Origin of the sequence: Pseudomonas sp. (genome assembly GCF_030150285.1) — a bacterium.
Classification (GTDB): Bacteria; Pseudomonadota; Gammaproteobacteria; order Pseudomonadales; family Pseudomonadaceae; genus Aquipseudomonas.
This window is the reverse complement of record NZ_JASLGE010000084.1, coordinates 1-14,975: the sequence shown is the minus strand read 5'-3', so window position 1 is coordinate 14,975 and position 14,975 is coordinate 1. Positions and strand designations below refer to the sequence as shown.

Here is a 14,975-nt window from a genome sequence, read left to right as displayed (position 1 = left end):
TACGCTGAGCCCTACGGGGCTCAGTTCTTTTCCAGGGGCGAAAAGTACAACCGCCCCAGCCCACGCCAGGTCTTGCCCGTCCACTGCTTGAACGGGATCTGGGCCAGCAGTTCACGCGCCAGCTCACGGTTGCGGTTGGCTGTTTTCAGGAACATGGAATTCAGGAACTTGTAGCGCACCTCGTCGTACAGCGGGTGATCGCTGAACAACGCATAGATGCGCAAGATGCTGTCGATCATAAACCGGTGGTTTTTGTACGAGTTGGTGGCGTGCTTGCGGTACTGCGCCATCACCACGTTCAAGCCATCGATAAAGTAGCCCGCATGGGTGATCTTCAGCTCGATATACAGGTCTTCAAGGCGGATGTTCGGGTCGAAACCACCGACTTTCTCCAGCGCTTCGCGGCGAATCATCAGGGTGGTCGCCGGCGGATAGGGTTTGCGTTCCAGGAACATGTCATCAAAGTCCAGGCGGCGGAACGGCACATCGCGGCGTTGGCGCTTTTCAGGAAACAGCTTGCCCTCGGCGTCGATCAGCTCAATGTTGCCGGCGCAAATCCCGACCTCGGGCTTGCCGTCCATGTACGCCACCTGAACCGCAATCCGATCCGGCTTCATGATGTCATCCGAGCCGAAAGGCACAATCAGCGAACCTTTGGCACGGGCAATGGCACCATTGAGCGTGTTGGTCAGCCCCTGGTTCTGTTGCACCCGAAAATCAAAGCCGTGGGCGGCCTGCAACCGCTGGATACGCTCAACGCTGTCATCCGGCGAGCCATCATCCACGACCAACAACTCAATGTTCGGGTAGGTCTGGTCCAGTACGCTCTGGATGCTTTGTTCGATATACGGGCCGTGGTTGTACGAGGCGATGATCACCGTCACCAACGGTTGGGGGTCTGTCATGGGGCTTCCTTGCGGGCCTGGCTGAGGCCCGAGTCAATCAAATCCAGGTATTGCTGGCGGAACACCTCAATATCATGGTGCTCCTGCAGGTAGCGGTAGGCCTGCTCGCCCTTGGCGTGCAAGGCTTCATCCGACAGGCCCAGGTATTCATCCAGCGCAGCGGTCAGCGTGGCCACATCACTCGGTTTCACTGCCAGCCCGCCGGCCCCTTCGATCAGCGGCAACATCGCCGGTACATCCGTTGCGATCACCGGCAAATGGCCGCTCATGCCTTCCAGCAACGCCAGGCCCAGGCCTTCGGCCAGCGACGGCATGGTCCAGATGTCGAAGGCGCGCACGTATTGCAGCGCATTCTCCTGAAACCCCAGCAAATGAGCGCGGCCTGTTAGCCCCAGCTGCTCGATCTGTTCACGCAGGCGCGACTCTTCGCGGCCCGCACCGATGATCGCCAACTGGGCATTGGGGTACTTGTCTTTGAGCGCTGCAAACGCTTGCAGCAAAAAGCGGTGGCCTTTGATCGGCACCAGGCGGCCCAGCGCGCCGACCATCCGCGCCTGCGGCTCAAGGCCCAGTTTTTCACGGGCTTGCGCGCGCGAAAGCTGCAGGGCTTCAGCCTGCTCGATGTCGATGGCGTTGGTAATTGCGTAGGTGTTCTGGTCGGTAAAGCCGCATTGGCAATCCAGCAGGTACTGCTTAACCGCCGGCGACACGCCGACAAACCGCCAGGCCTTGGTGATCAGGCGCTTGGCCTGGCTACGGCGGTACAACCGGTCGTACTCGCCAAAGCCATGGGAGATGCCGATGCACAACGGAATCTTCAACCAGCGGTTAAGCTGCAACATCATATTGACTGGCTTGAAACGATTACAGATCACCACATCGAACTGCTCTTTACGGCAGAACTTGTAGAGCGCCCACATGGCACGCAAACGCATGCCTTTGAGCGACTTGTCGCTGAACTCGAAATACACCGAATGATCAGCCTTGCTCACCGGCTCTCCCGGCCCCGGGCGACCGCGCAGAAAGGCCGCCGTTATCTCGTAACGCTCGCGGGGCAACGCCCGCACGATTTGTTCAGCCAAGTCGGCAAAGTCGTGGGACTTGACGTTGTAATCGGGCTGCAACTGCAGAACCTTGGAACGCGTCATAACTCTCCCCGGTGGAATCCGTTGGCATCAATCACCCAGGCGGGCTCGGCAGCCAGACGCCGAATCGCCTCGGGGTCTGGTGTGGGCAGGGCCGCCCATTCATTACGTTTCCAGCACACAAAGTGGAAATACGCAAAGGTGCGGGCCCCGTCCCGGTTGTTCGTGAGTTCGCCTTGCTTGAAGTACCACACGCTCGGGAAGTTGTCAGTGCCGTCGTGCCACTTGATGCAGCCTCCTGGCGTACTGAAAGCTTCAGTGAAGTCGCTGGCCCGTCTAAGCGGGTTGAACTTGCCCACCAGCTTGAACAGCGGTCTGGGGAAGTTCTTGCGCCACAGAAACAACCGAGTAAAAGCCCCCTCATCCAGCGCATGGTGCTTTTGGTCAGTGAAGCGTTCCTTCCAATGGCTGATTTTCAGGTACAAATCTCGTTGACGGCGCGTGTTGCGAATCAGGCACAGGTGCCCGGCAACGCGACGCTCGTGGGTCGAGAAAAAATCATAGCGGGCCAGGCGCTCTGCAGTGAAGTAGCGACGAAGATCACCATAGAGCAGATCAATGTCACCAAACGCCCAAAAATCGTAGCCTTGCAGGCGATCTTCATGGATATGCCCCATGGCAGGACGTATGTCACATAACTTATAGGCCGCTTTGGGCGCAAAGTTGATGTTCAGGCGCTCTGACACCAGGCGGCAATAGTCCTCAAAGCTCATGCTCTCAACGGTCACGTTGGCCGGCAGATCTTCAGGTACCCCACAGTCGCTGAAAAAGAGCCAGTCAATGTCCGGGTTACGCCGGCAGGTTTCCAGATAAAACGGCATCCAGAACGGCCATTGGCCGAAGTACGGCATGAGAAACAAAATACGCGGCGATGCTTTCATCACGAGGGCGCTCAATGTAATGGTCAAGATAAGGGCCCACGCAAGGCCCCTGATTCACTGTTTTTATTTTTTAAGTACCCAGAACAACTCATGCCGCCGTACCGCTTTACGAAAGAACTCGTTCTCACCGTAAGGCGATGGTTTTCGGCTGGCCAAACACTGCTGAATCGCACGCCGCAACCGGCGCTTAAGCGCAGCACGGGGTTGCAGGTCATGCATCATGCCCAGCGCCATGGCTTTGTCACGTTGCTGGCCCAAGGTCAATTCCAGGCAGCACGGCTCTAACACCTGGGTGGCGTCAAATACCGGCGGCAATGTGATGCCGTCACCACTGTCGCCCATGGGCCAGCGGTCATTGTCATGCAGGTGGTTGGCATAGCCGAGCACGACTGACGGCTGCCAGGCCAGGCCGTTCAGTGCTTCCATCACCGCATCGTGAGCGCAGATATGGTCCGGGTGCGGGTCAATGGACGGGTGCGGCAGTACAATCACTTCGGGGCGGGCCCGCAAGATCACGGCTCGCAGGTCGGCCAGCAGGTTATTCCAGGTCGGCGCACCGTCTTCATCACCCGGCAACGCGAACGTATTGAATTGACGAAACAGGCGGGTATCGCTCAAGTCCGCCTCACGGGAGGCCATCGGCTGATCGGGCGCGGCCTGCATCGCGGGCAACTGCAGGCAGAAGTAACCCAGTTGCGCACACTGCTCCTGCGGCACACCCGCCCAACGGGGCACGGTGATGCTGTCCCATGCACGCAGGCGGCCTTTCATGCGGGCCGCTTCGGCTCGTTCAAGGCCCATCTGCTGATAGTGTTGCGCTTCGATTTCACCGGCGGTCAGGGTCACGATCCAGGCCTCTTTGGCCGTGCTGTACACGCCGAATGCGGCTAATTCAGCATCGTCGGCGTGCGGGGCGATCACCATTACACGCTGATCGCGTACGTCCGGCTGACGAAATGCCCAAAGAGCGGGCTGCCCCTGCACACGGCAAAAACGACCGCGAAGGCGCACGTCGCCCGCAGCCAACGCACGGGCGTTGCCGGTCAGGTTCAGGTAACGCAGCCCATTGACCCCACGCTCGAAGGTTTGCGTGTCAACGGTTTCGCCGACGATCTGCACACACGGATCGAAGAACCGGCCCAGCCAGCTACTTTTGACCTTCAGGGCCACGATCAGGGTTTCATCACCCAGCAGGTTCAGCGGTTGTTCCGCCACCAGGCGATCACCGTCAAAGCGAACGGCCGGGCGCTGGCTGTCAGCGGGAAAGGTGTAGCGATAGTCGTCCTGGGCGGCGTAAAACAGATGGTCGGCCAGCCACGCTTCATGGGCGATCCAGCCCAGCAACGCCAATACGACGGGCAGCCACCAGGCCACCAGCACGCCGCAGGCAATCAGGGCGATCAGGCTAATCAACAAGCCCATCCGTTTGTTGCGCCGGTGACGCTTGAGGAGTTGCTGCTTGCGGCTCATGGGCGGACTCTATGCAGTTCTGCGTAGAAGCGCGTTTGCTAGCGATCTTTTTATCTTTTAAAAGATCGCGAGCAAGCTCGCTCCTACGACAGATCATTTACGTTTTAAACACCGGCACCGGGTTGCACCAGCGCTCTTTGTATTCACGGTCGGCGCGGCCGAATGAGAAACGCAGAGGCTTGTTGACGCTGCGAGCGTGCTCCCAGGCCGACTGCGTATTCAGGAAGCTCAGCACGCTACCTGGGCTGAACGCCCGCGTTTCAGGATCGACGCCGCCATTGACGTATTCGACGCTGACCCACTGCGGTGATTCAACTCGGTACACCAATTGAATCGCAATCGGCGCACCGTTAAGGTAGATCACCGAACCGATCAGAAACTCGCGCAACACCTCAACCACGTCCGCCATGCGCTCCGCACCCGTGGCGACAAACCCCCAACGGCGCAAGAACAGATCGCAGTAGATGGCGGCCAGTTCAACGCTGCTCAGCTCCGCTACCGGCTTTACAACGCCGCCCGCCTCTTCCAGCAATCGCAGCTCGCGGCGCTGGTTATAGCGAAACTTCTTCGACAGCTCTTCCGGCGTGCGGGCCATCGCCAACTGTTCGGTTTGCGGGAGCAGTGTGCTGAAACGCCCCTCATTGAGCTGCGACAAGTAGCGCCCACGATGCCGCAAGGGCACCTGAGCCCCTTCGGCGGCGGGCAGAATGATTTCGGCGTTGCCGAGGTCAAACAGGCCCTTTTTGCCGTGGCGCTTGAGCACATCCTTGGACAAGGCCAGGTCGCGCCCCCAAGTGGGAATCGCGGCTTTTACCTCACCGTTTTGCTCCCAGGCCAAATAGCGCACCGGGATATCCGCCAACTGCGCCAGCCGCTCGATCACCTGCGGGTGGGTGGCCACGCTGCCGCCAAAACGCTGCCAGGCGTCGGCGTAAACGCCGGCGTCCACCACGCTCCAGCCGCGTTCACGAACGCGTTGAAATCGATTAAACATTAGCGCTCCGCCGTCAGGTCGGTGACTGGCGGCAACTGCCAAAAGGTTGCATGCACCGCTTCGTCGCTGAACCGCTCATGCAGACGCGCCAGCATCAACTCGGCACAGGCCAGGCGCTGGTTATCATCCAACTTCGATAAATGTTGCAGGCCTTGGGCCAGATGCTCGGCATCGCCCAGCGGAAACAGAATGCCCACCCCTTCGACCACTTCCTTGGCCCCGCCACACGCGGTCGCCAGCAACGGTACGCCAGCGGCCATGGCCTCCAACAACACCATGCCGAACGGCTCGTGGTCAGAACTCAGGGCAAACACATCAAAGGCCCGGAAGTAACGCCGCGCGTCGGGTACCTGACCGAGGAAAATCACCTGCTCGGCCACCCCCAGTTCATGGGCCAGGTCCTTGAGCGCCTGCTCCAGACGGCCCTTGCCCATGATCACCAACTGGCTGTCCGCCGGCAGGCCTGGCAGCGCCTTGGCAAAGCCTTGAATCAGCGTGGTCTGGTCTTTGTCCGGGTGCAGGCGCCCGACATTGCCGACAATAAAGCCATCGACCGACAAGCCCAACGCTTCACGCGCCTGGGTGCCCGGCAGTTGGCTGGCTTGCACGGCGTCCACATCGATGCGGTTGTAGAGCGTGCTGATGCGCCCGGCCGGCCATTTGGGCAGGCTCTTGCGCAGGTCATCACGCACCGCATCCGACACGCCGAGCAGGCTCAAGCGCTTGCGAAACAGGTGAGCAAACAGTTTGCGGCTGCGTCGCTGGTAATCCCCAAAGGCGTGATGCACGCCGATCACCGGCAAATCGGTGGCCAACAGGGCGATATAAATCGGTTTGAAGCGATGGGCAATGCAGAAACTGAAACGGCGCGACGCGGCGATTTTACGCAAGCTGGCGATGGCCCCCAGCTTCAGGCCACGAATGGCCCTGGAGCTGAATTCCATAAACAGCACTTCATCGGACGCGCAGCCGGCGGCGACTTCGGGGTCGGCCGCCCCGGTCAAAAAGACCGTGGTGACCTTGTACCCGCTGCCCGCAAACAGGCTGGCGTACTGGCGGGCACAGTCCAGAAACGGCCCGTCATAGCCGTGGCAGAACTGCAGCACATGGCGCTCAGATGAGCGATTCATACGCAGGCGCGCCTTCTTTGACGACCAGAATGTCTTCCATGATCAGGTACTGCAGGTCCGAGCCGAAGAACATGTTCAGCGCGTCGGTGGGTGAACACACCATCGGCTCGCCACGGCGGTTGAGCGAGGTGTTCAGTGACACGCCGTTGCCGGTCAGCACTTCCAGCGCTTTCATCATGTCGTAGTAGCGCGGGTTGAATTCGCGCTTGAGCACCTGGGCACGGGAGGTGCCGTCTTCATGCACAACCTCTGGCACGCGGGTTTTCCACTCTTCAGCCACTTCAAAGGTGAAGGTCATGAAGGGCGCCGGGTGGTCGACCTTGATCATCTGTGGGCCAACGGTGTCGAGCATCGACGGGCAGAACGGCCTCCAGCGCTCGCGGAACTTGATCTGTTCGTTGATGCGGTCTGCCACGCCTTCGCTGCTCGGGCAACCGATGATCGAACGACCGCCCAAGGCACGCGGACCAAACTCCATGCGGCCCTGGAACCAGGCCACCGGGTTGCCGTCGACCATGATTTTGGCGATGTTTTCCGGGGTGTTCTGGATCTTGCGGTACGCCGGCTTGCCCGGGTGACGAGCGCAGGCGGCAATCACGTCTTCGTTGCTGTACGCAGGGCCCAGGTACACGTGTTCCATCTTCTCGACCGGCACGCCGCGCGCATGGGACACATACGCCGCCGCGCCCACCGCGGTACCGGCATCGCCGGACGCCGGTTGCACGAACAGCTCTTTCACCTCTGGGCGGGCGATGATTTTCTGGTTCAGCTTCACGTTCAACGCACAGCCGCCCGCGAAGGCAATCTTGCCGGTTTCCTTGAGGATATCGCCCAGGTAGTAATCGATCATTTGCAGCGACAGTTTTTCAAACAGCGCCTGCATGCTGGCCGCATAGTGGATGTAAGGTTCATCGGCGATGTCGCCTTCACGCTTGGGCCCCAGCCACTCGATCAGTTTTGGCGAGAAGTAGAACCCCTTGCCCTTTTCTTTGTAACGGCGCAGGCCGATGACGTTGGCGTATTCGGTGTTGATCACCAGTTCGCCGTTTTCAAACGAGGCCAGGCGCGAGAAGTCGTACTTGCTGGCATCGCCGTACGGGGCCATGCCCATGACCTTGAACTCACCGTCGAGCATCTCGAAACCGAGGAATTCGGTGATCGCGCCGTACAGGCCGCCCAGGGAATCCGGGTCGAAGAATTCCTTGATCTTGGTGATCTTGCCGTTTTCGCCATAGCCAAAGAAGGTGGTGGCGTACTCGCCCTTGCCATCGATGCCCAGGATCGCGGTTTTCTCTTTGAAACCCGAGCAGTGGTAAGCGCTGGAGGCGTGAGCCAAGTGGTGCTCGACCGGTTCGATCTTGATTTTCTTCGGGTCGAAGCCCAGTTGCTCAAGGCAGAACACGATTTTATTGCGATAGCGCTTGTAGCGACGGTTGCCCATCAGGATCGCGTCAAGGGCGCGGTCCGGTGCGTACCAATAACGCTTGGCGTAATGCCAGCGGGCCTTGCCGAACAAGCTGATCGGCGCGAAAGGGATCGCCACCACGTCAACGTCAGAAGGTTTGATACCGGCCTGTTCAAGACAGAATTTTGCCGATTCGTAGGGCATGCGGTTCTTTGCATGCTTATCGCGAACGAAGCGCTCTTCTTCGGCCGCTGCTATCAGCTTGCCGTCGATATAGAGGGCTGCCGAGGGATCATGGCTAAGGGCGCCGGACAGGCCAAGAATCGTCAATGCCACAGGTTGTGCCTCGTTAGAATGCAGGCAGGCGGCAGGCGCCTGAAAAAAGGGTGTACTGCGCGCAACGCACAGAAACAACTAAAGGGCGGGATTATAGCGTAAAGCACACGGGAATGACCCAGCGCGAGTGGGTAGGTCATCACTTTGACACCTGAAAGACATCACAACCTGACACCCGACCGTTTCAAATAACGGCCTAAGGCTTCCTGTTTTTTCGTATGAACGCGCTTACCCCGCTAAACTGCCCACCCTCTGCTAGCCTGATACTCGTCGCCCAGACGGGTCGCTTCACACGGAACCCTGAAATCCCCCATGAATTTTTTTGTACCCGCCCGTTTTGCCCTTTTGCTACCAGGTCTTTGCTTGGCGCACACCGCGCTGGCCGAACCGCTGGAACTCGACCCCAGCGTTATCACCGGCTCGCGCAGCGCCAGCCCGAGTTTTGATGTGCCGTATTCGGTAGACAGCATCAACCAGCAGCAGATCAGCGATGGCCAACTGGGCATTAATGCCAGCGAAGTGTTGTCCCGCGTGCCGGGGCTGGTGGTGCAGAACCGCCAGAACTACGCGCAGGATCTGCAAATTTCGTCTCGCGGCTTTGGGGCGCGTTCCGCCTTTGGGGTGCGCGGCATCAAGCTGATTGCCGACGGCATTCCGGCCAGCACCCCGGATGGCCAGGGCCAGGCGGCCACCTTCAACCTCGACACCGCCGAGCGCATTGAAGTACTGCGCGGCCCGGCCGCCACCCTGTACGGCAGCAATGCGGGCGGGGTGATTCAAATGTTCTCCCGCGACGGCGAAGGCCCGCCGCGCATAGGGGCCGAAACCCTGATCGGCAGCGATGGCCTGAACAAGAACCACCTCACCGCTGAAGGGGCCACCGATGACGTGGGCTTTGTGCTCGACGCTTCGCGCCTGGACACCGACGGCTACCGCGACCACAGCGCCGCACGCCGCGACCAGACCTTCGCCAAGCTCAACTTCAAGCCCGACGAAGACAGCAAAATGGCGCTGATCTACAGCAGCCTTGAACAAAACGGCACTCAAGACCCTTTGGGCCAGACCTGGAGCGCTTACAAGGCTGATCCGCGCTCGGTTGCGCCGGCCGCGCTGGCTTACAACACGCGCAAAAGCATTGACCATCAACAGGTGGGCTTGAACTACGAGCGTTATATCGGCGATGCGACCTTGCAGGTCAATGCCTACACCGGCACCCGCAGCGTGATCCAGTACTTGTCGATTCCCAAATCTGTCGGAAACCCTCCAAGGCCAAACCCCAGCAACAACCAGGGCGGTGGCGTGGTGCAATTCGACCGCACATTTTATGGCGGTAGCCTGCGCTGGCTGCAACCGGTGTATGGCGTACCGGGTGACCTGACCTTGATCGGCGGGCTGGATTTCGACCAAAGCCGCGATAGCCGCCACGGTTATAACAACTTTATTGGCAATGAGCTGGGGGTTAAAGGGGCTTTGGTGCGTGACGAAATCGACACCGCCCGCAGCCTCGACCCCTATGTTCAAGCCAACTGGGCCATCGACGACTGGACCGTGCAGGCAGGCCTGCGCTACAGCACGATGGAAATGGACGTCCACGATCAATTTTTGAGCAATGGCGACGACAGCGGCACCAAGCGCTACGAGAAAGCCACCCCGACGGTCAGCGTGATGTACGCCTTCACCCCCGAACTGCATGGTTATGCCAGCGCGGGCAAAGGCTTTGAAACACCGACCCAGGCCGAACTGGCGTATTCGCCTAGTGGCAAGGGTTTCAACTTTGGCCTGAAACCTGCTGAAAGCACGCAATATGAAGTGGGCCTCAAAGCGCAGGTGTACAACACGCGCATCAACGCGGCGGTGTTTCAGATCACCACGGAAGATGAACTGGTGGTCGCTGGCAATGATGGCGGCCGCACCACCTACCAAAACGCCGGCCGCACCTTGCGCCGTGGCTTTGAACTGGGCGTCGAAAGCCAGTTGGCCGAACACTGGACCGCCACCCTGGCCTACACCCGCCTACAGGCCACCTATGACAGTAACTTTGTCAGCGGCAGCGGCACTAACCGCAAAAACGTGGACAAAGGCAACGACCTGCCGGGCGTGCCGCAAACCACGCTGTTCGCGGAAGTTAACTGGAAGCCGGCCGACTGGGTCAGCACTGCCCTTGAAGGCATGTACCGTAGCAAGGTCTACGTGGAAGACACCAACACCGCCAGAGCGGCACCGGCGTACAGCGTGTTCAACTGGCGGGCAAAGTTTGAACAGAAGATCGAACACTGGACCTTCCACCAGACCTTACGCCTGGACAACCTGCTGGACCGCCAGTACGTGGGCTCGGTGATCGTGGCCGACAGCAGCAGCCGCTACTACGAAGCCGCCCCGGGCCGCTCGTGGTATGCGGGCGCGGGGGTTGAGTACAACTTCTAAGTCGCAAAACCACACTGTAGGAACGAGCTTGCTCGTGATCTTTTGATCTGGTTTTTGATCATCAAAGTAACACGGCGTAAAGCCGGAACCTTAAGTGGCCGTGACCGCAGCAATGGATAGGATTGCTGAACAACAGCGCGGCGTTATAAAGCTTTTAAAGGTCAAAAGATCGCGAGCAAGCTCGCTCCTACAGTTTAATGAAGTGCGCCCCAGTTCTTTGCGCGACAGCGCGGCGCCGAAGACGGGGCGACCTCTCCTACAGGGGTTGGATTACACCTCTTTCGGCAAACGCTCATCAATCACTTGATACAGCGCGCTGGTCGCCGGCCAGTTGCGCATAAAGCGCGCCCGGTCACGGGCGTAGGCCGGGGCAAAGCGGGTGTTTGAACGGTGCTGGCACATGGAGTCCAGGTCAATCAGCGCCCAGCGCCCGTCGGCCCAGAACACGTTATGCCCCTTCAGGTCACCGTGGCTGATGCGTTCGCGAATCAAGTCGGCAAACAACCGGTCCAGCGCCTGTAACTCGGCCTCGGGCGCGTCGCCTTGGGCAACGTAGGGCGCAAAACGCTCGATGATGTCCGGCCCCGGCAGGTATTCGGTGACCAAGTACGCCTTGCCCCGCAGCCCCAGAAAGCGGGTTTCCAACAGGGCCAACGGCTTGGGCGTGGCAATGCCGAGGAACGCCAGGCGATTGCCTTCGCGCCACGAATGCCAGGCCCGGCTGGGCCGCCAAAAACGCTTGAGCCAATGGGCAAAGCCCTTGATGTTGTAGCGTTTGACCACCAATGTGCGCCCCGCCACGTCCACCTTGCCCACGCTTGCCGCGCCGCCGGTCTTGTACAGGTGCCCCTGGTCGAGCAAGGCATCGGCATTGGCCAGCACGGGCAACAGGGCGGCGGTTTCTTCGCGGCGCACGGCACGCAAGGCAAACGCCCCACGCTGCACGCTGAACAAAGTGCAGTCGCGGCCGGTTTTGTTGAGGAAGTCGTTCAAGCGCCAGGCCCGGACTTTTTCGATCTGCTTGAGCAGCGCCTCCAGCGGCAAGGCGTGTTCGCCGTTGCTCAGCAGGTAATGCACCAGCAATTCTTCAATAAACGGCTCAAGGGTTTTGGGCAATTGCGCAAAAAACACCCCGAGGTTTTCCAGCACTTTGTCCCGAGACAACGGCTTGCCAGCCTGTTCGACGCAAATCCCCGCGCCATCGATCAAGTACAGGTGGCCGTTCTGGCGCAACAAGTTGTCCAGGTGCAGGTCTTCCTGCCACAGGCCTTTGAGGTGCATCTGGCCAATCGCGGCCAGGGCCTCGGCCAAGACCGCTTGCTGTTCGTCTGCCAGCACGGGCAGGTGCTCAACGGCCTTCCAGGCTTCATCCAGGCTGTGCGCGTCTTCCAGAAACTCGAACAGCAACCAGCCGCCCTCCCCGTCTTGCAAACCATCGGCCAGCAGCAACGGCGTGGTCAGGCCCTGTTCCGCCAACAGACGTACGCCGGTCAACTCACGCTCAAAGTTGCGCGCGGCCTTGCTGCCCACCATCAACTTGGCCAGCACCGTGCGCCCCCGCCATACGCCTGCGCCCACATAACGCTGGCCCGGCAATACGCGCAGCAAGGTCAGCAGTTGCAACTGCGCAGGCCCGGCGGCGTCTGCCAGTTCAAGGCTCAACGGCAAGCCCGGCGTGCGCCCGGCCTTTTGCAGTTCGGACAAGCGCATCAGCGTTTCTCCTTGTGGCTACGGCGCGAATTCAGACGCACGAACCAGGCGTCGACCAGGCCGCTGTCGACCGGTTGATCAAGGTAAGCCGCCAGCAACGCGCGCACTTCTGCATCACTCCACACCGACGCCCGGCGCAGTAACGGCTCAATGTCCTTGACCCGGTCACGCTGCCCCAACAACAAAGGCCGGGTTTTTTCCAGGTCGATCAGTTGCGCCCGGTACTGGGCACCGTGCGCTTGTAAAAAGATGTGTTTGGGGTAGAAACAGCCGTGAACCTGACGCACCGCGTGCAGGCGTCGCGCCAGTTGCCCGCAGGCCTGCAAAATGGCCTGCTGTTGCTCGCCGGTCAGTTGCGGCCATTGCTCCAGCAGCGTGTCGAGATCGCTCCAGCCATCCAGGGCCCGCGTCATCAACACCGCCCGGCGCTCACCTGGCACCTTGCGTTCCCCATAAAACGCCGCGTCGAGGGCTGGAATACCCAACTGCTGATAGCGCTGGATATTGCGAAATTCGCGAGCAAAACTCGGCTCGCCCAACGGGCTGTGCAACGTGCGAGTCAGGTAGTTGCTTTGGCGCTTGAGGTAGAAACCCTGGCCCTCAAGGTCCAGGCGAAAGACCGTACTCCAGCCACCACGGCTGGTGTTGGGCTCGTCCACCGCTTCGAGCTTGAGGTTCCACAGCGCATCAAAATCCGCCACCCCATTGCGTTCCAGCAAGGCACGGTCAGCCTCGGCCACGTAGTCAGTCATTCCCGTCCCTCAAAAAAACGCACGATATGGCGCACACGTTCCTTGTCCGCCGCGTTAAGCCTGGTGCGTCCGGTGTATTGAAAATAAAAGCGCAGGCGCTGGGTGGCCGACAAGTGGTATTTGGCCACTTTATCCAGGCACGCCAAGTCTTTGGTGATGCGGTATTTGAGCCAGAAACCGCGCCAGAAATCACCGTTCGGGCAATCGATCAAATACAGCCGGGGCTGATCGTCGATCAGCAGGTTGCGCCACTTCAGGTCGTTATGGGTGAAACGGTGGTCGTGCATGGTTTTGGTGTAGCGCGCCAATTGGCGGCTGACGCAATCGACCCAGGCGCGGTTTTTGAGCAAGGGATCATGGTTGTCCGCCAGCTCCGACAAGTCACGGGTACCGGGCAGTTCGCGGGTGATCATGGCACCGCGGTCGTAGGCCAGGCAGCGGCGCTCAAGGCCCCACGCCACCACCTCTGCTGTGGGAATGCCCCATTTGGCGAAGCGCTTGAGGTTCTGCCATTCGGACTTGACCCGTGGGCGGCCCAGGTAGCGGCGCAAACCTTTGCCGGCCCCGGTGTAGCGCTTGACGTAATAATTGACGCCACCGCGCTCGACACGAATGACTTCCGACAAGGGGTCGCGCGTCAGGTGTTCGCCTTGCAAAGCGAACACCGCATCCAGAGTGCCAAAATCCGAAGCCAGCGCGCTGTAGGCCGGGTCCAGGTTCCAACCCGCCATTAGAGTGCGTCTCCGTAACGCAATTTGCGCGCGTACAGTTTGTTCGCCTTGCCTTCGAGCCACGCCAGCAAATGGGCTTCATCACGCAGGATCTGACGCAACGGCTTTTGGAAATAACCGCGCAGGAAGCGCAGTTTGTCGCGCCGGGTCAGGCCAATGTCCAGCGCCGAGAAATACAGCGCGGCCAGGTCCTTGTTGCGCCAGCGTGTGCTGATGACGGCGCGGGTCTGGGCGCGGTGCAGGTCGATCACCGAGAGGCGGAAGTGGTCCGCCGTCACCGGCTTGTCGGTGTGCAGTAAAAAGTGGCAGATGTAGCAATCGCGGTGGTTGACGCCCGCGCGGTGCATCATGCCGGTCATGCGCGCCACTTCGGCGATCAGGGCTCGCTTGAGCCTGGGCAGCGGTGGCTCTTTGACCCAGTTGAGGCTGAAGTCTTCGAGGCTGACGGTCGGGGCCAGCTCTTCGGTAATAATGAATGAGTGCTGCGCCGCCGGGTTGTGGCCCTTTTCGCCGTAGGCAACGGCGGTCATGGTGGGCACACCCACTTCATGCAGGCGGTTTATCGCCCGCCATTCCTGGCCCGCACCGAGCACCGGCAATTTGGCGGTCAGCAGGTTCTTGAACACTTCACCCCAGCCAATGCCACGGTGGATTTTCACAAAGAAACCACGGCCATCGACTTCGGTGCGCAAGGTCCGTCGGCCTTCAAGCTCACGGTACACCTCGCCGTGCAGACGCTCGACTTCGGTGAACGCATCGCGCCCAGCCCACAAGCGTTTGAAGGGTTCGGCAAGTATCAGTTTCATCAGTGTTGCTCCGCCAGAATCACATCCGCAGCATGCTGCGGCATGCTATAGAGGTCGGCCGTCTGCGCGTAGGCCAGGCCATTTTGGCTCCAGGCCGCACGTGCAGCATCGTCGGACAACATGTGGGTCAGATAGTCATTGAGTTGTGTCTGCTCGAACGGTTCGTCCAGCACCAGGCCCGCATCGGCGTCGCTGATGTAATGGGCATAGCCGCACACCGCGCTGACCAATACCGGCAAACCCGCCACCAAGGCTTCAAGCAGAACGGTGCCGGTGTTTTCGTTGT

13 protein-coding genes are annotated in these 14,975 nt (G+C 60.0%); 1 reads left to right on the top strand and 12 read right to left on the bottom strand.

Going from position 1 to position 14,975, the window contains the following annotated elements:
- Positions 1-20 precede the first annotated feature (20 nt).
- From Q1W15_RS19860 to Q1W15_RS19830, 7 genes are all read right to left on the bottom strand, one after another.
- Positions 21-905: a glycosyltransferase gene (locus Q1W15_RS19860; RefSeq protein WP_300731205.1), complete on the bottom strand. Its 885-nt coding sequence runs from the start codon at positions 903-905 to the stop codon at positions 21-23.
- Positions 902-2,053, bottom strand: coding sequence for a glycosyltransferase (locus Q1W15_RS19855; protein ID WP_300731203.1), 1,152 nt, complete (start codon positions 2,051-2,053; stop codon positions 902-904). The genes Q1W15_RS19860 and Q1W15_RS19855 overlap by 4 nt, the downstream gene beginning before the upstream one ends.
- The gene (locus tag Q1W15_RS19850) at positions 2,050-2,934 is read right to left on the bottom strand and encodes a DUF6625 family protein (protein WP_300731201.1); all 885 of its coding nucleotides are present in this window, start codon (positions 2,932-2,934) and stop codon (positions 2,050-2,052) included. Before Q1W15_RS19850 ends, Q1W15_RS19855 begins: the two co-directional genes overlap by 4 nt.
- Positions 2,935-2,994: 60 nt before the next feature.
- Complete coding sequence (locus Q1W15_RS19845) at positions 2,995-4,401, bottom strand: PIG-L deacetylase family protein (RefSeq protein WP_300731200.1); 1,407 nt, start codon at positions 4,399-4,401, stop codon at positions 2,995-2,997.
- Positions 4,402-4,498: 97 nt separating this feature from the next.
- A complete protein-coding gene (locus Q1W15_RS19840) occupies positions 4,499-5,395 on the bottom strand; it encodes an antimicrobial resistance protein Mig-14 (protein ID WP_300731199.1) in 897 nt (298 codons plus the stop codon).
- A complete protein-coding gene (locus tag Q1W15_RS19835; protein WP_300731198.1) occupies positions 5,395-6,525 on the bottom strand; it encodes a glycosyltransferase in 1,131 nt (376 codons plus the stop codon). Before Q1W15_RS19835 ends, Q1W15_RS19840 begins: the two co-directional genes overlap by 1 nt.
- Entirely contained in the window at positions 6,509-8,266 is a 1,758-nt protein-coding gene (locus Q1W15_RS19830; RefSeq protein ID WP_300731196.1) for a carbamoyltransferase, read from the bottom strand. The genes Q1W15_RS19835 and Q1W15_RS19830 overlap by 17 nt, the downstream gene beginning before the upstream one ends.
- A 312-nt stretch (positions 8,267-8,578) precedes the next feature.
- Here Q1W15_RS19830 and Q1W15_RS19825 point away from each other — a divergent pair, with 312 nt between their 5' ends.
- On the top strand, positions 8,579-10,690 hold the full coding sequence (locus Q1W15_RS19825) for a TonB-dependent receptor (RefSeq protein WP_300731194.1): 2,112 nt from the start codon (positions 8,579-8,581) through the stop codon (positions 10,688-10,690).
- Positions 10,691-10,960: 270 nt separating this feature from the next.
- On the opposite strand, the gene Q1W15_RS19820 is transcribed toward Q1W15_RS19825, so the two are convergent.
- The 5 genes from Q1W15_RS19820 to Q1W15_RS19800 form a co-directional block, all read right to left on the bottom strand.
- Positions 10,961-12,400 (bottom strand): lipopolysaccharide kinase InaA family protein, encoded by a 1,440-nt coding sequence (locus Q1W15_RS19820; RefSeq protein WP_300731193.1) that lies wholly within the window; start codon positions 12,398-12,400, stop codon positions 10,961-10,963.
- Complete coding sequence (locus tag Q1W15_RS19815) at positions 12,400-13,152, bottom strand: lipopolysaccharide kinase InaA family protein (RefSeq protein ID WP_300731192.1); 753 nt, start codon at positions 13,150-13,152, stop codon at positions 12,400-12,402. Before Q1W15_RS19815 ends, Q1W15_RS19820 begins: the two co-directional genes overlap by 1 nt.
- On the bottom strand, positions 13,149-13,883 hold the full coding sequence (locus Q1W15_RS19810; RefSeq protein WP_300731191.1) for a lipopolysaccharide kinase InaA family protein: 735 nt from the start codon (positions 13,881-13,883) through the stop codon (positions 13,149-13,151). Before Q1W15_RS19810 ends, Q1W15_RS19815 begins: the two co-directional genes overlap by 4 nt.
- Positions 13,883-14,689, bottom strand: a complete 807-nt coding sequence (rfaP, locus tag Q1W15_RS19805; RefSeq protein ID WP_300731190.1) for a lipopolysaccharide core heptose(I) kinase RfaP — start codon at positions 14,687-14,689, stop codon at positions 13,883-13,885. Before rfaP ends, Q1W15_RS19810 begins: the two co-directional genes overlap by 1 nt.
- On the bottom strand, positions 14,689-14,975 hold a 287-nt coding region (locus tag Q1W15_RS19800), incomplete at its 5' end, for a glycosyltransferase (RefSeq protein ID WP_300731189.1). The genes rfaP and Q1W15_RS19800, both read right to left, overlap by 1 nt.

Coding starts and splice junctions, on each gene's coding strand:
- Q1W15_RS19860 (WP_300731205.1), bottom strand. CDS start 905: ATGACAGACCCCCAACCGTTGGTGACGGTGATCATCGCCTCGTACAAC.
- Q1W15_RS19855 (WP_300731203.1), bottom strand. CDS start 2,053: ATGACGCGTTCCAAGGTTCTGCAGTTGCAGCCCGATTACAACGTCAAG.
- Q1W15_RS19845 (WP_300731200.1), bottom strand. CDS start 4,401: ATGAGCCGCAAGCAGCAACTCCTCAAGCGTCACCGGCGCAACAAACGG.
- Q1W15_RS19840 (WP_300731199.1), bottom strand. CDS start 5,395: ATGTTTAATCGATTTCAACGCGTTCGTGAACGCGGCTGGAGCGTGGTG.
- Q1W15_RS19835 (WP_300731198.1), bottom strand. CDS start 6,525: ATGAATCGCTCATCTGAGCGCCATGTGCTGCAGTTCTGCCACGGCTAT.
- Q1W15_RS19825 (WP_300731194.1), top strand. CDS start 8,579: ATGAATTTTTTTGTACCCGCCCGTTTTGCCCTTTTGCTACCAGGTCTT.
- Q1W15_RS19820 (WP_300731193.1), bottom strand. CDS start 12,400: ATGCGCTTGTCCGAACTGCAAAAGGCCGGGCGCACGCCGGGCTTGCCG.
- Q1W15_RS19815 (WP_300731192.1), bottom strand. CDS start 13,152: ATGACTGACTACGTGGCCGAGGCTGACCGTGCCTTGCTGGAACGCAAT.
- Q1W15_RS19810 (WP_300731191.1), bottom strand. CDS start 13,883: ATGGCGGGTTGGAACCTGGACCCGGCCTACAGCGCGCTGGCTTCGGAT.
- rfaP (WP_300731190.1), bottom strand. CDS start 14,689: ATGAAACTGATACTTGCCGAACCCTTCAAACGCTTGTGGGCTGGGCGC.